The organism is Streptomyces sp. NBC_00090 (assembly GCF_045160815.1).
Lineage (GTDB): Bacteria > Actinomycetota > Actinomycetes > Streptomycetales > Streptomycetaceae > Streptomyces.
The window spans coordinates 6,345,848-6,364,650 of sequence record NZ_CP108224.1; the positions used below are offsets into that span (position 1 = coordinate 6,345,848).

An 18,803-nucleotide genomic window follows, 5' to 3' on the forward strand; every position below is an offset into this window, starting at 1 on the left:
GGCTGGGCCTCATGGCCCTGCCCGTCGCGTTCTTCGGGGTCTTCTTCGCCTGGCCCGTCGCGTCGATCGTCGACCGGGGGCTGCGGCCCGACGGCGTCTGGCGGTTCGGCCGGATCGGCGAGACGCTGAGCCGGCCGGACATCCTCGACGTGCTCGGTTTCACCGTGTGGCAGGCGGCCGCCTCCACCGGTCTCACCCTGCTCGTGGCGCTGCCGGGCGCGTATGTCTTCGCGCGCTTCGACTTTCCCGGCAAGAGCGTGCTGCGGGCCGTGGTCACGGTGCCGTTCGTGCTGCCGACCGTGCTCGTCGGGACGGCCTTCCTGGCGCTCGTGGGGCGGGGCGGTCTGACGGACGAGCTGTGGGGGCTGCGGCTCGACACCAGCGTGTGGGCGATCCTCCTCGCGCACGTCTTCTTCAACTACGCGGTCGTCGTGCGGACCGTCGGCGGCCTCTGGTCGCAGCTCGACCCGCGCCAGGAGGAGGCCGCCCGGGTCCTGGGCGCCTCGCGCTGGACGGCCTGGCGGACGGTGACCCTGCCGGCGCTCGTGCCCGCCGTGTCGGCGGCCGCCCTGATGGTCTTCCTCTTCACCTTCACCTCCTTCGGCGTCGTACAGATCCTCGGCGGGGACGCGTACTCGACCCTGGAGGCCGAGATCTACCGGCAGACGGCCCGGCTGCTCGATCTGCCGACGGCCGCCGTCCTCACGCTCGTCCAGTTCGTCGCCGTCGGGGCGATCCTGGCCGTGCACGCGCGGACGGTGCGACGGCGGGAGACCGCGCTGCGGCTCGTGCCGCCGGAGCGGACCGCGCGCCGGCCGCGCGGCGCCGGGCAGTGGGCGCTGCTCGCGGGCGTCCTCCTCTCGGTGGCCCTGCTGATCCTGCTGCCGCTCGGCGTGCTCGTGGAGCGCTCCTTCGCGGGGCCGCAGGGGTACGGGCTCGGCTACTACCGGGCGCTCGGCTCGCTCGACGAGTCCGGGACCTTCCTGGTGCCGCCGCTGGAGGCGATCGGGAACTCGCTGCGGTACGCGGTGGCGGCCACCGCCATCGCGGTGCTGATCGGCGGGCTCGCGGCGGCCGCGCTCACTCGGCGGGCCGGGCGGCTCGTGCGGGGCTTCGACGCGCTGCTCATGCTGCCGCTCGGGGTCTCGGCCGTCACCGTCGGCTTCGGGTTCCTCATCACGCTCGACGAGCCGCCGTTCGATCTGCGGGCCAGCTGGATCCTCGTACCGCTCGCGCAGGCCCTGGTCGGCGTCCCCTTCGTCGTACGGACGATGCTGCCGGTGCTGCGGGCGGTGGACGAGCGGCTGCGGGAGGCGGCGGCCGTGCTCGGTGCCTCGCCGTGGCGGGCCTGGCGGGAGGTGGACCTGCCGCTGGTGCGGCGGGCGCTCCTGATCGCCGCCGGGTTCGCCTTCGCCGTCTCGCTCGGCGAGTTCGGCGCGACCGTCTTCATCGCCCGGCCGGACAGCCCGACGCTGCCGGTGGCGGTGGCCCGGCTGCTCGGCCGGCCGGGTGAGCTCAACTACGGGCAGGCGATGGCCCTCTCGACGATTCTGATGGTGGTGTGCGCGGTGTCCCTGCTGCTGCTCGAACGGCTGCGCACCGACCGGACCTCCGGGGAGTTCTGATGCTGAGGCTGGACGGGGCGACCGTGCGGTTCGGGGAGCGGGCCGCGCTCGACGCCGTGGACCTGGAGGTCGCCGAGCACGAGATCGTGTGTGTGCTCGGGCCCAGTGGCAGCGGCAAGTCCACGCTGCTGCGGGTCGTCGCGGGGCTCCAGGCGCTCGACGGCGGCCGGGTGCTGCTCGGCGGCGCCGACCAGGCGGGGGTGCCGGTACACCGGCGGGGTGTGGGCCTGATGTTCCAGGACCATCAGCTGTTCCCGCAGCGGGACGTCGGCGGAAACGTGGCCTTCGGTCCGCGGATGCGGGGTGCGGGGAAGGCCGAGCGGGCGGAGCGGGTGCGGGAGCTCCTCGACCTCGTCGGGCTGCCGGGTGCGGAGCGGCGCTCCGTGGCCGCGCTCTCCGGCGGCGAGCAGCAGCGGGTGGCGCTGGCCAGGGCGCTGGCGCCGCGGCCCCGGCTGCTCATGCTGGACGAACCCCTCGGGCAGCTCGACCGGGGGCTGCGGGAGCGGCTCGTCGTCGAGCTGCGGCAGCTCTTCGGAAGGCTCGGGACGACGGTCCTCGCCGTCACCCACGACCAGGGCGAGGCCTTCGTGCTCGCCGACCGGGTCGTGGTGATGCGCGACGGGCGGATCGCCCAGTCGGGGGCGCCGCTCGATGTGTGGCGGCGGCCGGCCTCGGAGTTCGTGGCCCGTTTCCTCGGCTTCGACAACGTGGTGGCGGGGCGGGTCGCCGGGACGGTCGCGGAGACCGTGTGGGGGAAGGTCCCGGTGCCGGAGGGCTCGCCGCAGGGGGAGCGGCGGCTTCTCGTGCGTCCCGGCGGGGTGCGCGTCACCGCCGTGGCGGAGGGGGCGTCGGCGGCCTGGACCGTGGATTCGCGGACCTTCCGGGGCGACCGCGTGGCGGTACGGCTCCGTCCGGCGGACGGGCCGTCGCTGGAGGCGGAGTTCCCGCTGCGGGAGGCGCCGGAGGTGGGCGCCGGGGTGGACGTGGGGTTCGCGGTGGAGGACGTCGTGGTGCTGGGCGACTGACCCGGGTCAGGGCCTGGCGCGCCCGTCGTGGAGCGCGCGCAGCCAGGGCTGCCGGACGGCGGGCAGGCGCGCGAGCGTGGCGCGGAACACCTGCTGGTCCGGCTGGAACATTCCCCACGGGTGGTCGGGCGGCGGGTAGTCGTAGTCGTCGCGGAGGACACCGTCCGGGAGCGTGCCCGACGCCGGAAGCGGTGACGTCTCGCGGGGGAGTGCGAGGTGGGCCCACACGTCGGGGGCCAGTGGTACGACCGCCGTGGCATCGGACGGCGGTCGCCAGGGCTCGCCCGTGCGCGGATGTCGGGGTACGAGGGCGATGTCGGGGGCCGGGGCGGCCGTGCCGGAGGCGGGCAGCCCGGGACCGGCCAGGGCCACGGACTTCGCGACGGGCCCCCGGGGCAGCAGCGCGGCCGCCGCGCGGCCGAACAGATCGGTGACGGGGCCGTCGGGGAGTGTCACCGGCCCGCCTTCCGAGGCCACCAGGAGATGGGCGAGGGCTGTGCCGACCGCCGCCGTCCACCGGGGATCCCAGCCACCGTCCGGGGTGACGGGGGACGTGCCGTGACGCTTCGGCGCTACGCTCTCCCAGCCGGCCGGCGGGGGAGTGGCCTCTCCGGTGGGCACCCGGCGCACGGCGTCCGGTTCGAGCCACACCGCCTGCCAGAGCGAGCAGTCGTCGATGCGGGTCGCGACGGGGAGGCCGCACCGCTCGCACGCCAGATTGGGGCCGTCCCGGCCGTCCGGGCCGAAGCAGTCGCCGGCGCACTTCTCGGGGATCAGGACGGTGCCACGCGTGTCGCCCGGTGCGACGACGATCCTGCCCGGCGCCCCGAAGGAGACCGAGTACACCGGAGCGAAGACGCCTCGGGCCGCGGCCTCGGCCTCCCCGATCTCCTCCCACGTCCGCCACGGAGGCCCGGACGGCGCCGGATCGACGGCGTACGTCCCGGGCTCCATCAGTGGCGGGAGCATCAGGTGCCAGACCGACTGGTGAGCGTGGGCGGGGAGCGCGACGGGGGACAACGGCGCGGTCAGCGCGGTGCCGCACCCTCTGCACACGAACTCGTCCACGTACTCTCCCCCGGCCGCCGTACCTGCGGATTCTCTCCGCGTGGCGTATCGGCGGCCAACGGGTTTTCGCCCGGACCGGGTCGTGCTCCTCATGCCTTCGCCAGCCGCTCCAGGGTCGCCGGGGCCTCGCCGATCGAGTCCACCAGGGCGATGCGGGTCGCCATCGGGCGGTCGGCGGCGAGGGATTCCAGGAGGGGCCAGGCCGGGAGCCGTTCGGCCCAGTGGGCGCGGTCGACCAGGACCATCGGGGTGGGGGCGCCCAGGGAGCCGTAGTAGTTCGGGGTGGCGTTGGCGAAGATCTCCTGGACCGTGCCCGCCGCGCCCGGCAGGAAGACGATGCCCGCCGTGGAGCGGGCGAGCAGGCCGTCCATGGGGGTCCCCCCTGCTCGAGCGGAGCCGAGAGCTTGGGGGAGGAGGGCGTTGGCGAAGTACTTGGCGATGTGGCCGGCGAAGGGGTTGGGCGGCTCGTGGCCGTAGAACCAGGTGGGAATGCCGACGGAGTCCCCGCCGTGCGGCCACCTGGCCCGTACCGCGAAGGCGGCGCGGGCCCACTCCGTCACGGAGGGGGTGAAGGACGGGGCGGTGGAGAGGACGGCGAGGGCCGCCGGCAGGGTCTCGTCGGGGAGCGGTGCCAGGTACGCGCCGAGGTTCGCCGCCTCCATCGCGCCCGGTCCGCCGCCGGTCGCCACGGTGAGGCCGGAGCGGGCCAGCGACCTGCCGAGCCGGGCGGCGCCCGCGTACGCCTCCGTGCCCCGGCTCATCGCGTGCCCGCCCATCACTCCGACGACCCGGGCTCCGGCGAGGAGCTCGTCGAGGGCGTCGGAGACGGCGTCGTCGTGGAGCGAGCGGAGCATCGAGGAGAAGATGTCGCCGTCGGCCCTGGTCCGGCCGAACCAGGCGTACGCGAGGGCGTCGGGCGTCGACTCGTATCCGGCCTCGGTGATGCCGTCGAAGAGTTCCCCGGGTCCGTAGAGCCGTGACCGGTAGGGGTCGAACGGCAGGTCGGGCACCGGCGGGAAGACGAGCGCCCCGTCGACGCGGACCTTGGCCGCGGCCTCCGGTTCCATGGGGCAGCCGAGGAAGACGGCGCCGGCCGCGGAGGCGGAGAGCAGGGCGAAGGTGCGGTCGGTGAGGTCGACGGACTGGACGCGGAGCCCGGCGAGCGCGCCGGGCCTGGCGAGTGCCGCGTCGAACTCGTCGAGCGTGTGGATCTCGCGCCCGTGCCCGCGCGGACCGGGGGGCCGGTGTGCAGGAGGAGGCGTCGCCATGGGCCCACGATAGGGGCCCCTTCCCCCGGGCCGCCCGTCGGCCGGTCTGCCTCTCGGCCGGTCTGCTGTCGGCCTGGCAGCTCGTCGGCCTCGCAGCTCGTCGGACTGGCGGCCCGTCGTCCCGTCAGCCCGTCAGGGGGAGGGCCGCGAGCTCCGCAACGATCCAGGTGAGCGGCAGGAAGACCGAGACGAGGGCGCCCGCCCGCATGAGGGCGGCCGTGCGCAGGACCGTGGGCGGGGCGCCGAGCCGGAGGAGCGCCTCGGTGGTGTGGGTGCGGCACTGCTTGGACTCCAGCGCCGCCGTCAGGAGCGTCGCCGTGGTGCAGGCCATGACCAGGGCCGCGCCCAGGCCGGTGAGCGGTCCGAAGGCGGCCGGGCCCGTGCCCGAGGAGTACAGGGCGGCCGCCGCCAGCGCCCCGGAGAGCACCGCGCAGACCACGCCGAGCGGGCGGCCGATACGGCGGGACTCGTCCATGAGGACACGGCCCGCGAGCAGTCGGGTGGCGCCCGGCCGGACGGCCTGGAGGAGGCGGCCGCAGCCGTAGGTGAGCCCCGGGCCCGCCAGGGCGAGACCGCAGGCGGTGAGCACCCAGCCGGCGAGGACGCCCGCCGGGCTGCCGTCGAAGCGGCCCGGGAGCGGGAGGCCGTCCCCGCCGCCGCTGCGGCCCGCGTACGTCTCGACGGCCAGGCCGACCGCGACGAGGGCGACGCCCCACGGCAGTCCGGACGGGACGGGCTTCTCGACGCCCTCCGGCTCGACGGGGGCCGTGCGCGGGCGCAGTGCCAGGCCGGCGGCCGTGGCGGCGACGACCGGCAGGATCGCCAGCAGTGTGAGGGCGGCGGCGAGCGGCATCGGCTGGTCGGCGGCGAGGAGCTCGGCCGCCGCGCCGTCGAAGGGGAGCCCCGTGATGTCGCCGCGCAGGTGCAGGTAGAAGAGGAGCGCGACCATGGAGCCGAGGGTGCAGGTGACGGCCGTCGAGGCCGCCGCGACCGCGGTGAGCCGGACGGGTCCGAGCCCGATCGCGGAGAGGCCGGGGCGCGGGCGGGTGCTGGGGTCGGTGCGGGCCACGGCCACGGAGAACTGGACGGTGGCGGCGAGCGGCAGGGCGCACCAGAGCAGGCGCAGCACGGAGGTCGAGGACTGGGCCGGGTGCCCCACGGCGTATCCGAGGGTGCAGAGCAGCAGGAAGCCCACCCCCGCGGACGCGGCGGCGACGAGGAGCCGCCGGGTCAGGACGAGGGGGTGGGTCCCGCGGGCTAGACGGAGAGCGAGCACGCGGCGACGCCCTCCGCCCCTGACGCCGGGGGTACGGTGCCGACCCGGCGTCCGTCGAGGAGGGCGACCGTGCGGTCGGCGAGCGCCGCGACCTCGCCGTCGTGGGTGGCGAGGAGCACGGTGATGCAGTGCGAGCGGGCCGCGGCCGTCAGGGTGCGCAGGACCTGCGCGCCGTCGGCGCGGTGCAGCGTGGCGGTGGGTTCGTCGGCGAAGAGCACCGAGGGGGTGGTGACGAGGGCGCGGGCGATGGCGATCCGCTGGCGCTGGGATTGGGTGAGGGCGTGCGGGCGCCGGCGGGCGCAGCCGCCGATGTCGAGGCGGTCCAGCCATTCGAGCGCGGCGGTCTTCGCGGCCCGGTGGGAGGCCCCGCGGAGCAGCAGGGGGAGGGCGGCGTTCTCCCAGCCGGTGAGTTCGGGGACGAGGCCCGGTTCGGGGTCGATCCAGCCGAAGCGGTCGCGGCGGAGCCGCTCGCGCTGGGCCTGGCTCAGGGTGTGGACGGGGCCGCTGTTGAACCAGACCTCGCCCTGCTGGGCGACGAGCTGCCCGGACAGGCAGCGCATGAGGGTGGTCTTGCCGCTGCCGCGCGGGCCGACGAGGGCGAGGATCTCGCCTTCGCGGACGCCGAGGGAGACGCCGCTGAGGGCGTCGGAACCGCCCAGGGCGCAGTGCAGGGAACGCGCCCAGAGCACGTCGTTGTCCGGTGGGGCCATCGCGTACACCTCGATGTCGGATCCGATCTGTGTTCCCCCGTCCGGGGGAACGAAGAGACGGGCCTTTCGGTCACTGGCGCCGTGGGAAATCAGGGGGCGGCCAGGGGAGCGACCTGGAAAGCGACCAGGGATGCACCGTAAGGATTCAGATCGGTTTGTACGGACAGCACGCGGCCCGGGCCGCCGCCATCCACTCGGATGGCGGCATGCCCGGGCCCGTGGTCACGCCGTGAGGGCGGCGTGAGGTCCTTCGCCCCGCGGGGCGGGGAGGATCAGAGCTTGGTCCACGCCTCGGTGAGCACCGAGCGCAGGATGCCTTCGATCTCGTCGAAGGTGCCCTGGTCGGCGATGAGCGGCGGGGCCAGCTGGATGACCGGGTCGCCACGGTCGTCGGCCCGGCAGTACAGGCCGTTCTCGAAGAGCGCCTTGGAGAGGAAGCCGTAGAGCACGCGCTCGGTCTCCTCGTCCGTGAAGGACTGCTTGGTGGCCTTGTCCTTGACGAGCTCGATGCCGTAGAAGAAGCCGTTGCCGCGGACGTCGCCGACGATCGGGAGGTCGTGCAGCTTCTTCAGGGTGTCGAAGAAGTTGCCCTCCTGGTCCAGCACGTGCTGGTTCAGGCCTTCCTTGTCGAAGATGTCGAGGTTGGCGATCGCGACCGCCGACGACACCGGGTGGCCACCGAAGGTGTAGCCGTGGAGGAAGGTGTTGTCGCCCTTGTAGAACGGCTCCGCTATGCGGTCCGAGACGATGCAGGCGCCGATCGGGGAGTAGCCCGAGGTCATGCCCTTGGCGCAGGTGATCATGTCGGGCACGTAGCCGAACTTGTCACAGGCGAACATCGTGCCGAGGCGGCCGAAGGCGCAGATCGTCTCGTCGGAGACGAGGAGCACGTCGTACTGGTCGCAGATCTCGCGGACGCGCTGGAAGTAGCCGGGCGGCGGCGGGAAGCAGCCGCCGGCGTTCTGCACGGGCTCCAGGAAGACGGCCGCGACGGTGTCGGCGCCCTCGAAGAGGATCTCCTGCTCGATCTGGTCGGCGGCCCAGCGGCCGAAGGCCTCCGGGTCGTCGCCGTGGATCGGGGCGCGGTAGATGTTGGTGTTCGGCACCTTGTGCGCGCCGGGGACCAGCGGCTCGAAGGGGGCCTTCAGGGCGGGCAGACCCGTGATGGACAGGGCGCCCTGCGGGGTGCCGTGGTAGGCGACCGCACGCGAGATGACCTTGTACTTGGTGTGCTTGCCCTGCAGCTTGAAGTACTGCTTGGCGAGCTTCCACGCGGTCTCGACGGCCTCGCCGCCACCGGTGGTGAAGAACACCTTGTTCAGATCGCCGGGGGCGTAGTCGGCCAGACGCTCGGCGAGCTCGACAGCCTTGGGGTGCGCGTACGACCACACCGGGAAGAACGCGAGCTCCTTGGCCTGCTTGTACGCGACCTCGGCAAGCTCCTCGCGGCCGTGTCCGGCGTTGACGACGAACAGACCCGCGAGACCGTCGAGGTAGCGCTTGCCCTTGTCGTCGAAGATGTAGGTGCCCTCACCACGCACGATGGTGGGAACGGGCGAGTTCTCGTACGACGACATGCGGGTGAAGTGCATCCACAGGTGGTCGTAGGCGGTCTTGCTGAGGTCCTGGCTCACTGCTATCGGGTTCCCCACATATAGGTCTGCTTCTTGAGCTTGAGGTAGACGAAGCTCTCGGTGGAGCGCACGCCGGGGAGGGTGCGGATGCGCTTGTTGATCACATCCAGCAGGTGGTCGTCGTCCTCGCAGACGACCTCCACCATGAGGTCGAAGGAGCCCGCGGTCATCACCACGTACTCGCACTCGGCCATGGCGGTCAGAGCCTCCGCGACCGGGTCGAGGTCACCCTCGACGTTGATGCCGACCATCGCCTGGCGCCGGAATCCCACGGTGAGCGGATCGGTGACGGCGACGATCTGCATGACGCCCTGGTCGAGCAGCTTCTGCACGCGTTGGCGCACGGCGGCTTCGGAGAGGCCGACGGCCTTTCCGATCGCCGCGTAGGGACGGCGACCGTCCTGCTGGAGCTGTTCGATGATTGCCAGGGAGACGGCATCGATCGTCGGGGACGAACCGGTCCCGGTTCTGGAGTCTGTGCTTCGACTGGCCACACCTTCACTGTGCACCGAGACTCGTCGGTCTGGCAACCCCGGAGCGATGTAATTCGTTGCGTGAGGGCTCGAATCTCACTGAATCCGAAGTTGGTGGGGGTCGGGCCTGTTGAAAGCGTCAGCCGAGCGACTAGGCTGAGGTGTCTCACCCATCGGGACACCGCACAAGGACGTGCGACGACAGAACGTGACAGGAGGGGTGGCAAGTGACCACCGAGCTGCGCCGGCTGCGTAACTACATCAACGGGGAGTTCCGCGACGCGGCCGACGGCCGCACCATCGAGGTGGTCAACCCGGCCACCGGCGAGGCGTACGCGACCTCCCCACTCTCGGGCCAGACCGACGTCGACGCCGCCATGGAGGCCGCCGCGGCCGCCTTCCCCGCCTGGCGCGACAGCACCCCGGCCGAGCGCCAGAAGGTGCTCCTCAAGATCGCCGACGCCTTCGAGGAGCGCGCCGACGAACTCGTCGCCGCCGAGGTCGAGAACACGGGCAAGCCGACCGGCCTCACCGCGAGCGAGGAGGTGCCGCCGATGGTGGACCAGATCCGCTTCTTCGCCGGTGCCGCCCGCATGCTCGAGGGCCGTTCGGCCGGCGAGTACATGGAGGGCATGACCTCCATCGTCCGCCGCGAGCCCGTGGGCGTCTGCGCCCAGGTCGCGCCGTGGAACTACCCGATGATGATGGCCGTGTGGAAGTTCGCCCCGGCGCTCGCCGCGGGCAACACCGTCGTCCTCAAGCCCTCGGACACGACCCCCGCGTCGACCGTCCTGATGGCCGAGATCATCGGGCAGATCGTGCCCAAGGGCGTCTTCAACGTCATCTGCGGCGACCGGGAGACGGGCAAGGCCATGGTCGAGCACCCGACCCCGGCGATGGCCTCCATCACCGGCTCGGTCCGCGCGGGCATGCAGGTCGCCGAGTCGGCGGCCAAGGACGTCAAGCGCGTCCACCTGGAGCTGGGCGGCAAGGCGCCGGTCGTCGTCTTCGAGGACACCGACATCGACTCGGCCGTCGAGGGCATCTCGACCGCGGGCTTCTTCAACGCGGGCCAGGACTGTACGGCCGCCACCCGCGTCCTCGTCCACGAGTCCATCCATGACGAGTTCGTCGCCGCGCTCGCCAAGGCCGCCTCCGAGACGAAGACCGGCCAGCCGGACGACGAGGACGTGCTCTACGGGCCGCTCAACAACGCCAACCAGCTCAAGCAGGTCACCGGCTTCATCGAGCGCCTCCCGGCGCACGCCAAGGTCGAGGCCGGCGGCCACCGCGTCGGCGACAAGGGCTACTTCTACGCCCCGACCGTCGTCTCCGGCCTCAAGCAGGACGACGAGATCATCCAGAACGAGGTCTTCGGGCCGGTCATCACGGTCCAGTCCTTCGCGGACGAGAGCCAGGCCCTGGAGTACGCCAACGGCGTCGAGTACGCCCTCGCCTCCTCCGTCTGGACCAAGGACCACGCGCGCGCGATGCGCATGTCCAAGACCCTCGACTTCGGCTGCGTGTGGATCAACACCCACATCCCGCTGGTCGCCGAGATGCCCCACGGCGGCTACAAGAAGTCCGGCTACGGCAAGGACCTCTCCGCGTACGGCTTCGAGGACTACACGCGCATCAAGCACGTCATGACCTCGCTGGGCTGATCCCCACCCGCGCACGACACGCGGCCCCGGCATCCTGGTCGACAGGGTGTCGGGGCCGCGCGCCGTCGCTCGACGGAGCGTCCATTGCCGCAGGTGGCGGCGGGTGGGGATGCTGTCCGGGTGAGAGCGACAGCCAGGAACACCATGTCCCGACGGTCCCTGCTGCGCGGGATCGGCGGTGTCGGGGCCGCCACGGTGCTCGCCGGATGCGGGGTGCCCGCCGCCTACGTCGACGAGCGGGACCGGGCCGGCCGGGACCTGTCCGCGCGGGACCGGAGGCTCGACTTCGCCAACTGGCCGCTCTACATCGACACCGACGACGACGACACGTCGAAGCGCCCGACCCTGAACGCCTTCCGCGAGCGCACCGGGATCTCCGTCCGCTACACGGAGGAGATCAACGACAACGACGAGTTCTTCGGCAAGATCGGCCCGTCCCTGATGAACCACCAGGAGACCGGGCGCGACCTGATCGTCGTCAGCGACTGGATGGCCGCCCGCTTCGTCCGCCTCGGCTGGGCCCAGGAGATGGACCGCGCCGCCCAGCCCCACGTCGCCGAGCACCTCGACCCGCAGCTGCTCTCGCCCGCCTTCGACCGGGGCCGGCTGCACAGCGTGCCCTGGCAGTCCGGGATCACCGGCATCGCGTACAACCGGAAGAAGCTCGGCCGGGAGCTGCGCTCCACCAAGGAGCTGTGGGCCGACGACCTGCGCGGCAAGGTCACGCTCCTCTCCGGTCTCGACGAGTCCTTCGCCCTGCTCATGCAGGGCAACGGGGTCGACGTCACCCGGTGGACGAGCGACGACTTCCACGCCCTCTGCGAGCAGATCGAGGGGCTCGTCCGCCGCAAGCACATCCGCCGCTTCACCGGCAACGACTACATCAAGGACCTCTCCACCGGCGACGTGATCGCCTGTCAGGCGTACTCCGGTGACGTCATCCAGCTCCAGGCCGACAACCCGGACATCGAGTTCGTCGTCCCCGAGGAGGGCGCCGAGCTGTGGGCCGAGTCCCTCCTGATCCCCAACCGGGCCCAGCACAAGACCAACGCCGAGAAGCTGGTCGACTACTACTACGAGCCCGAGGTCGCCGCCGAACTCGCCGCCTGGGTCAACTACGTCTGCCCGGTGCCGGCCGCGCAGAACGTCCTCGCGGACTCCGGCGACGAGGAGTTGGTGGCCCTCGCCGAGGACCCGCTCATCTTCCCGGACGCGGACATGCGGGGACGGCTCGCCATCGCCCGCGACATCGGCCCCGACGAGCGCCAGGCCTACGCGAAGAAGTGGAACGCGATCGTGGGCCTGTGAGGGAGAGGCCGTGGCCAAGGGACCGTGGCCAAGGGACCGTGATCGAGGGGCCGTCAGCGAGGGCCGCGGCAAGGCGACCCCCGTTTTTGAACGTGTTCATTAGGGGCGTACGCTGCCGTCATGAGCGACTCGAACGGGCCGAGAGCCCTTCTCACGCGCATCCGCGGCTGGCTGGTCGTCTTCGTCGTCTGCCTGGTCCTGAGCGGCGCCACCGCCTTCCCCCTCGTCACCGAACTCCGGCTGGTGGACGAGGCGCTGGACTCCTGGGCGGCCCCCTTGGCCGAGCTGTTCCCCGGGCTCGCCGAGTGGATCACCCGGGTGCGGGGCGGCGTCGAGGCCGCCGACGCGCAGGCGCCGTACCTCCTCTACGGAACCGACTGGCTGGCCTTCGCGCACCTCGTCATCGCGGTCGCCTTCTACGGCGTGTACCGCGACCCCGTCCGCAACATCTGGGTCGTCGAGTTCGGGATGATCGCCTGCGCCGGCATCGTCCCGCTCGCCCTGATCTGCGGGCCGATCAGGGACATCCACTTCTGGTGGTCGGTCATCGACATGTCGTTCGGCGTCTTCGGAATCCTGCCGCTGCTCGTCGTACGCCGGATGATCAAGCGCCTGGAGGCCGCGACGACGGCTCCGGAGCCGGCGGCCGTACCCGCGTAGCGGCCGCCCGGACCGCCGCCGTCACCCGGTCCAGGGGTACGCCGGTGGGGACGGTCACCCCCACGGCGGCGACCGTCCCGGCCGGGCCCCGCACCGGGGCGGCCACCGTGATCTCGCCCAGCCGGTACTCCTCGGCGCAGACCGCGAGGCCCTCCGTACGGACCCGGGCCAGCTGGGCCGCCAGCACCGCCGGGGAGACCACCGTGTGGCGGGTGTGGCGAGCGGGCCGGGCGAGGTCCGTCGGGGGAGCGGTGAGCAGGACCTTGCCGTACGCCGTCGCATGTCCCGGCAGCCGCTCCCCGCTCACCAGGCACAGCACCCCGTCGGCCCCCGGGCCGGGGAGCACCGCCACGTCCGCGTGACCGCCCGTCCTGGCGCCCAGGGCCCGGAGCGCCGGCAGCGCCGCGTCGAGGAGACCGCGCGGGCAGGGCGCCGCCGCGCCGAGCGCCCGCAGCCGCAGACCCAGCCGGTACGTGCCGTCCGTGCCCCGCTCCAGACCGCCCCAGGCCACCAGCTCCCGCACCATGCGCAGGGCCGTCGGCGCCGGGAGCCCCGTCCGCGCCGCGATGTCGGTGAGCCGCAGCGCCACCGGACCGCCCCGCGTCACGTCGAAGGCGTCCAGTACCGAGAAGAGCCGTCCCGCCACGCTCTCGCCCATGTCGCCGACCGTGCCTTTCACTCAGTGGAAGCCCGGGCTTCCGTGCCACACCGGCCCCGTACGAGGCTCAACGCATGAACCTCGGTCTCGCTTCCGACACCCTGCTCTCCACCACCCGCGCCGTCCGCCACCGCCTCGACCTCACCCGGCCCGTGCCCCGCGAGCTCCTGGAGGAGTGCGTGGACCTCGCCGTCCAGGCGCCCACCGGCCGCAACCGGCAGCGCTGGCACTTCGTGATCGTCACCGATCCGGTCCGCCGCGCCGCCCTCGCCGACCTGTGGCGGGCCGCCCTGACCGCGCCCGGCGCCCACCAGCCGCTGCCGGACCGGGACGTGCGCAGGGCCGAGGTCGCGCCCGGCGTCATGGACCGCGTGTACTCGGGCGTCGGGCACCTGCACCGGCACCTGCACGAGGTGCCCGCGTACGTCATCCCCTGCGTCGAGGGCCGCACCGAGGGCGCCACCGTCACCCACCAGGCCGGCACCTGGGGGTCGATCCTGCCCGCCGCCTGGAGCTTCATGCTCGCCGCCCGCGAGCGCGGGCTCGGCACGGTGTGGACGACGGGGAACCTGCCCATGGAGCGGGAGTTCGCGCGCTTCCTCGGCATTCCGTACGAGCACGTGATGCAGGCCGCCTTCATCCCCGTCGCGTACACGATCGGCACCGACTTCCGGCCCGCCCGGCGCATCCCGCGCGAGCAGGTGCTCCACTGGGACGCGTGGTGAACCGCCGCCCCGGGCGGGTGATCAGTCGGGGAGGCCGTACGCCGACACCATGACGGTCAGCGCCGTCCGGTTCATGTCCTGGCCCTTGGCGTCGGTGGAGTTGACGCTGTAGACGAGGGTGCGGGCACCGTCACGGGTCGAGGCGATGGCCGTGTTGTAGCCCCAGCGGCCGCCCGTCTTGCCCCACACCTCGCGCCCGCCGAGCCGCTTCATCGACAGGCCGACGGCGTACGCGGCCGGGGCGCCCGTCTTCAGGTCCGCGACCTTCGGCAGGGTGAACATCTCCTCCAGGAGCGGCCCGCGCACCACCCGGCCCGCGAACAGCGCCCGGGTGAACCGCTCCAGGTCGGCGGTGGTCGAGACGAGGTCGCCGGCCGCCCAGCCGTCCGTCGTCCCCCACACGGAGACGTCGCGCAGCCCGGTCGTGCCGTCATCGAGCAGCATCCGCTGGTAGCCGTGGTTGTACGGGCCGTCGATCCCCGGGTCCGTGCCCGGGAAGTAGCTGTCCCGGAGACCGAGCGGGCGCAGGATCCGCCGCTCCACCTGCCGCTCGTACGTGTCGCCCGTGACCCGCTCCACGATCAGGCCGACGATCGTGTAGCCGATGTTGAGGTAGCGCTGCTTGGTGCCCGGCCGGAACTCGCGCGGCTTCGCCGTCGCCGAGCGGACCATCGCCTCCGGGGTGTGGACCAGGAAGCGGTTCGCGTACCACTCCTCCACGGTCGTGCCCGGGAAATCGGGGGCCGGGATGCCGTGCGTGTGGTTCAGGAGCTGGCGGACGGTCACCGTCGCGTACCGGCCGGGGATCAGCTCCGGGAGGTACGAGCGGGCCGACCGGTCCAGGTCGATCCGGCCCTCGGCGGCGAGCTGGAGGACGGTCGCCGCCGTGAACACCTTCGTCACCGAACCGGCCCGGAAGCGGGCGCCCGGGTCCGCCGGGGCGCCGCTCTCCAGGTCGTGGACGCCCGAACTGCCCTGCCAGGAGCCCTCGGTGCCGCCGACCCGGACCAGTGCGGCCGTGGCGTCGGCCCGGGGGAGCCCCGCGATGGCCGCGGACATCGCCGCCTCCAGGGAGGGAACCGACGCCTCCGGCGCGGCGGACGTCGGGGCCGCGGCACCCGTCGGGGTCGTGGCGTTCGCCGGGGTCGCGGCCGCGGCCGGGACGATCGCCGGTCCCGCGGCGACGCCCAGGACCAGGGCGGCGGCGAGCAGCGTGCGGGTGGACTTCCTCATGGTCAACTCCGTGGGTGTGAGCCGTCGTTCTCGATGGCTCCATCCTGCTGACCGGCGGCGATCCGCGGATCGCCCGCACCGGCGGTCCTGCGGGGGTCAGTTCCTCGCCGACGCGGGGGAGGAACCGGGACCCGTGCCTCCCCCGGGCGGGGGAGAGCCCGCCGCGACCAGACCCGTCTCGTACGCGCAGATCACCGCCTGGATCCGGTCGCGCAGCCCCAGCTTCGCAAGCACGTTCCCCACGTGGGTCTTCACCGTGTGGTCGCTCACCACCAGCTCGGCCGCGATCTCCGCGTTCGACAGACCGCGCGCGAGGAGCAGCAGCGTCTCCCGCTCCCGGCCGGTCAGCGCGTCGAGCCGGGGGTCCGGGCCGGGGGCCGTCCGGCGCGGCCCGCCCGAGGTGTACTGCTCCACGAGCCGCCGGGCCACGGACGGGGCGAGCAGCGAGTCGCCCGCCGCCACGACCCGTACCGCGTGCACCAGGTCGTCCCTGCGCACGTCCTTGAGGAGGAAGCCGCTCGCCCCCGCGTGCAGCGCCTCGTACACGTACGCGTCGGTGTCGAAGGTCGTGAGGATCACCGTCCGGCAGCGGGACTCCGCGCTGATCGTCCGGCAGGCCTCAATGCCGTCCGTCCGGGGCATCCGGATGTCGAGCAGCGCCACGTCGGGTGTGTGGCGGCGCACCGCCTCCACCGCCTCCGCGCCGTCACCGGCCTCCGCCACCACCTCGATGTCCGGCTGCGCGTCGAGGATCATCGCGAAGCCGCTGCGGACCAGCTCCTGGTCGTCGGCGACCACCACCCGGATCGTCATGCCCCCACCTCCGCCGTGGAGGGTACGGGCCCGGTGGCGACGGGCAGCAGCACCCGCACCTCGAAGCCCCGGCCGCCGGGGCCCGGGCCCATCGCCGCCGTACCGCCGTGCGCGGCGGCCCGCTCCCGGATGCCGACGAGGCCGTGGCCGCCGGAACCCGCCTGCGGGCCGCGCCCGTCGTCCGTCACGGTCACGCGCAACACGCTCTCCTCGCAGGTCAGCCGGATGTCGATGGTGTGGGCGCGGGCGTGCTTGACCACGTTCGTCAGGGCCTCCTGGACGATCCGGTAGACGCTCGCACCGGTCGACGAGGGCAGGGAACGGACCCCGCCCTCCGTCGCGTAGGTGACGGCGAGGCCGCTGGCCCGGACCCGCGCCACCAGCTCGGGGATGCCCGCGAGGTCGGGCTGGGGCTCTCGCGGGGCGGTCCCGCTCTCGGGCCGTTCGCGCAGCACCCCCAGCATCTGCCGCAGTTGGGCCATCGCGTCGCGGCCGGTCGCCGAGATCGCCTCGAAGGCCGCCTCCGCGCGCTCCGGGGCCGTGCGTACCGCCACCGGCCCCGCCTCCGCCTGCACGACCATCAGGCTCACCGCGTGCGACAGGATGTCGTGCATCTCCCGTGCGATCCGGGCCCGTTCGCGGGCGGCGGCCCGCTCGGCCTCGATCCGGTGCTCCCGCTGCCGGGCGTCGTGGAGTCGGCCGAAGACGTACGCGGCCCCGAACACGAAGAGGGAGAAGGTCAGTTCACGCGCCGACTGCGTGTTGAGCCAGACCGAGACCGGCACCGCGACGACCAGCAGCGCCGCCGTCACGAGCCGCTTCCACGGCGGGGAGAGCACGGCGATCGTGTAGACGCCGACGAGCCCGGTGTACGGCAGCGGCTGCCCGGGCCCCTCCAGGGCGAGCTTGTACAGCGCGCTCGCCGCCAGGATCGCGAGCAGGACGGCGAGGGGCGCGCGCCGCCGCCAGACCAGCGGCAGCACGGTGAGCGTCGTCAGGCCGTACGCGGGCCAGGTCGCCGGCTCCACCTCGGGCGGGCGCGGCACGACGAACGGCATCGTCATCGCCGCCTGCACGAGGAGCGCGATCCCGATGTCCACCGCCCACGGGTTCGCGCCGGCCCAACTCCGCGCCCGCGCACGCCAGTTCCGTACGGCCCCGGGTATGTCCCCGCTCGTGGCCCCCCGTGTGTCCATTACGGCTTGCGGCCCACCGCGCCGAACTGCGCCACCTCGGCCGCGCCCTCGGAGCGCCAGCGCGCGCAGGAGACGATGCCCGGCTCCAGCAGGTCGAGCCCGTCCAGGAAGGAGGTGAACTCGGCCCGGCTGCGGGCGGTGATCGGCGGGGTCGCGTTCTCGTTCCAGAAGGCCATGGCGGCCTTGTTGCCCTCGCCGCCGAGCTCCGGCTCCTGAGTCGGGTGGGTCAGGACGAGGTAGCTGCCGGAGGGGGCCGCGTCCATCAGGGTCCGCACGATCGACCGGGCCTCGTCGGTGTCGAGGACGAAGTTGAGGATGCCGAGCATCAGCACCGCGACGGGGCGGGAGAGGTCGAGCGTCGCGCCGGCGACCGCCAGGATCTTCTCCGGGTCCTGCGCGTCCGCGTCCACGTACTCGGTCACGCCCTCCGGTGCGCTCGTCAGGAGGGCCCGGGCGTGGGTGAGGACGATCGGGTCGTTGTCGACGTAGACGATCCGGGCGTCCGGGGCGACCCGCTGCGCCACCTCGTGGGTGTTGTCGGCGGTCGGCAGGCCCGTACCGATGTCCAGGAACTGGCGCACACCCGCGTCCGCGGCCAGGTGGGTCACCGCCCGGCCGAGGAACGCCCGGTCCGCGCGGGCCACTTCGCCGATGCTCGGGTAGAAGGCGGTGACCTGGTCGCCGACCGCGCGGTCCACCGGATAGTTGTCCTTGCCGCCCAGCCAGTAGTTCCACACCCGGGCGTTGTGGGCGATGTCGGTGCGGATCCGGTCGTTCATGCGCGAGCCTTTCGCAGGACGGCGGCGAGTGTGTCGACCCGGTTCGTGGTGACCGAGTCGACCCCGTTCAAGATCAGCTTACGCATGGTGCGGGCGGTGTCCGCCGTCCAGGCCGAAACGAGCAGACCGTCCCGGTGCACCCGCTCGGTCAGCGCCCGACTCACCAGGCCGAAGCGGTAGTTGAGCCACTTCGGGCGCACCGCGTCGAGCAGCACCGGCCGGGGCGGGGCGAGCGTGGTCCAGGTCAGGGCGATCTCGGCGGAGGGGTCGGCGGCCCGCACCTGGAGCATGGCCACGGAGCCGGCGCAGTAGTACACCCGCTCCGCCGCGCCGCACTCGCGGACCGTGCCGACGATCGTGCGGACGGAGTCCTCGTTCCCGCCCGGCAGGTCCAGCATCAGCCGGTGCGGCCCCGCCGTGATCAGCGCCTCGCGCAGGGTCGGCACGCCGTCGCCCGTCAGCTCGCGCAGCAGCTCGTACGAGAGCCCGGACAGCGGCCGGTCGTGGCCCCACAACCGCTTCAGGGTGTCGTCGTGGAGGAGTACGGGCACCCCGTCCCTCGTGAGCCGGACGTCGACCTCCACCGCGTCCGCCCCCCGCTCGATCGCCGAGGCGATCGAGGGGAGCGTGTTCTCACGGACGCGGTACGGGTCGCCGCGATGACCTACGACAGTGACAGGGCGCATGG

Annotated in this window: 18 protein-coding genes; 6 read left to right on the forward strand and 12 right to left on the reverse strand. The window is 73.0% G+C overall.

Annotated features, from left to right (window positions below):
- Nucleotides 1–11: 11 nt before the first annotated feature.
- Both OG361_RS28590 and OG361_RS28595 read left to right on the forward strand, forming a co-directional pair.
- Nucleotides 12–1,625 (forward strand): ABC transporter permease, encoded by a 1,614-nt coding sequence (locus OG361_RS28590; protein WP_405862491.1) that lies wholly within the window; start codon nucleotides 12–14, stop codon nucleotides 1,623–1,625.
- Entirely contained in the window at nucleotides 1,625–2,650 is a 1,026-nt protein-coding gene (locus OG361_RS28595; RefSeq protein WP_405858001.1) for an ABC transporter ATP-binding protein, read from the forward strand. Before OG361_RS28590 ends, OG361_RS28595 begins: the two co-directional genes overlap by 1 nt.
- 6 nt (nucleotides 2,651–2,656) lie before the next feature.
- Here the strand turns inward: OG361_RS28595 and OG361_RS28600 are convergent, their stop codons facing one another.
- The 6 genes from OG361_RS28600 to OG361_RS28625 form a co-directional block, all read right to left on the reverse strand.
- Nucleotides 2,657–3,718, reverse strand: a complete 1,062-nt coding sequence (locus OG361_RS28600; RefSeq protein ID WP_405858003.1) for a hypothetical protein — start codon at nucleotides 3,716–3,718, stop codon at nucleotides 2,657–2,659.
- A gap of 89 nt (nucleotides 3,719–3,807) precedes the next feature.
- Nucleotides 3,808–4,986: an LOG family protein gene (locus OG361_RS28605; RefSeq protein WP_405858005.1), complete on the reverse strand. Its 1,179-nt coding sequence runs from the start codon at nucleotides 4,984–4,986 to the stop codon at nucleotides 3,808–3,810.
- 124 nt (nucleotides 4,987–5,110) lie between these two features.
- A complete protein-coding gene (locus OG361_RS28610; protein ID WP_405858007.1) occupies nucleotides 5,111–6,262 on the reverse strand; it encodes a hypothetical protein in 1,152 nt (383 codons plus the stop codon).
- Complete coding sequence (locus tag OG361_RS28615; RefSeq protein WP_405858009.1) at nucleotides 6,244–6,972, reverse strand: ABC transporter ATP-binding protein; 729 nt, start codon at nucleotides 6,970–6,972, stop codon at nucleotides 6,244–6,246. Before OG361_RS28615 ends, OG361_RS28610 begins: the two co-directional genes overlap by 19 nt.
- A gap of 272 nt (nucleotides 6,973–7,244) precedes the next feature.
- Complete coding sequence (locus OG361_RS28620; RefSeq protein WP_405858011.1) at nucleotides 7,245–8,624, reverse strand: aspartate aminotransferase family protein; 1,380 nt, start codon at nucleotides 8,622–8,624, stop codon at nucleotides 7,245–7,247.
- Nucleotides 8,609–9,115 (reverse strand): Lrp/AsnC family transcriptional regulator, encoded by a 507-nt coding sequence (locus OG361_RS28625; protein ID WP_405858013.1) that lies wholly within the window; start codon nucleotides 9,113–9,115, stop codon nucleotides 8,609–8,611. The genes OG361_RS28620 and OG361_RS28625 overlap by 16 nt, the downstream gene beginning before the upstream one ends.
- A 191-nt stretch (nucleotides 9,116–9,306) precedes the next feature.
- Between OG361_RS28625 and OG361_RS28630 the strand changes: the two genes are divergently transcribed.
- The 3 genes from OG361_RS28630 to OG361_RS28640 all read left to right on the forward strand — a co-directional run bounded on the left by OG361_RS28630 (nucleotide 9,307) and on the right by OG361_RS28640 (nucleotide 12,711).
- Nucleotides 9,307–10,743 (forward strand): gamma-aminobutyraldehyde dehydrogenase, encoded by a 1,437-nt coding sequence (locus tag OG361_RS28630; protein WP_405858015.1) that lies wholly within the window; start codon nucleotides 9,307–9,309, stop codon nucleotides 10,741–10,743.
- A gap of 144 nt (nucleotides 10,744–10,887) precedes the next feature.
- Nucleotides 10,888–12,051 carry a PotD/PotF family extracellular solute-binding protein gene (locus tag OG361_RS28635; protein ID WP_405858017.1) on the forward strand — a complete coding sequence of 388 codons (1,164 nt, stop codon included), beginning with the start codon at nucleotides 10,888–10,890 and terminating at the stop codon, nucleotides 12,049–12,051.
- Nucleotides 12,052–12,171: 120 nt separating this feature from the next.
- Nucleotides 12,172–12,711 (forward strand): hypothetical protein, encoded by a 540-nt coding sequence (locus tag OG361_RS28640; RefSeq protein WP_405858019.1) that lies wholly within the window; start codon nucleotides 12,172–12,174, stop codon nucleotides 12,709–12,711.
- On the opposite strand, the gene OG361_RS28645 is transcribed toward OG361_RS28640, so the two are convergent.
- On the reverse strand, nucleotides 12,656–13,369 hold the full coding sequence (locus tag OG361_RS28645; RefSeq protein WP_405858021.1) for an IclR family transcriptional regulator: 714 nt from the start codon (nucleotides 13,367–13,369) through the stop codon (nucleotides 12,656–12,658). The genes OG361_RS28640 and OG361_RS28645 overlap by 56 nt on opposite strands.
- A 74-nt stretch (nucleotides 13,370–13,443) precedes the next feature.
- Here OG361_RS28645 and OG361_RS28650 point away from each other — a divergent pair, with 74 nt between their 5' ends.
- The gene (locus tag OG361_RS28650) at nucleotides 13,444–14,094 is read left to right on the forward strand and encodes a nitroreductase family protein (protein ID WP_405858023.1); all 651 of its coding nucleotides are present in this window, start codon (nucleotides 13,444–13,446) and stop codon (nucleotides 14,092–14,094) included.
- A 21-nt stretch (nucleotides 14,095–14,115) separates the two neighbouring features.
- Here OG361_RS28650 and OG361_RS28655 read toward each other — a convergent pair whose 3' ends face one another.
- The 5 genes from OG361_RS28655 to OG361_RS28675 all read right to left on the reverse strand — a co-directional run bounded on the left by OG361_RS28655 (nucleotide 14,116) and on the right by OG361_RS28675 (nucleotide 18,801).
- Nucleotides 14,116–15,327: a serine hydrolase domain-containing protein gene (locus tag OG361_RS28655; RefSeq protein WP_405858025.1), complete on the reverse strand. Its 1,212-nt coding sequence runs from the start codon at nucleotides 15,325–15,327 to the stop codon at nucleotides 14,116–14,118.
- Nucleotides 15,328–15,423: 96 nt separating this feature from the next.
- Nucleotides 15,424–16,140, reverse strand: coding sequence for a response regulator (locus OG361_RS28660; protein WP_405858027.1), 717 nt, complete (start codon nucleotides 16,138–16,140; stop codon nucleotides 15,424–15,426).
- Nucleotides 16,137–17,204 (reverse strand): sensor histidine kinase, encoded by a 1,068-nt coding sequence (locus OG361_RS28665; protein ID WP_405862493.1) that lies wholly within the window; start codon nucleotides 17,202–17,204, stop codon nucleotides 16,137–16,139. Before OG361_RS28665 ends, OG361_RS28660 begins: the two co-directional genes overlap by 4 nt.
- Before the next feature lie 131 nt (nucleotides 17,205–17,335).
- A complete protein-coding gene (locus tag OG361_RS28670) occupies nucleotides 17,336–18,115 on the reverse strand; it encodes an SAM-dependent methyltransferase (RefSeq protein ID WP_405858029.1) in 780 nt (259 codons plus the stop codon).
- Nucleotides 18,112–18,801 carry a glycerophosphodiester phosphodiesterase gene (locus tag OG361_RS28675; RefSeq protein ID WP_405858031.1) on the reverse strand — a complete coding sequence of 230 codons (690 nt, stop codon included), beginning with the start codon at nucleotides 18,799–18,801 and terminating at the stop codon, nucleotides 18,112–18,114. Before OG361_RS28675 ends, OG361_RS28670 begins: the two co-directional genes overlap by 4 nt.
- Between the last annotated feature and the right edge of the window lie 2 nt (nucleotides 18,802–18,803).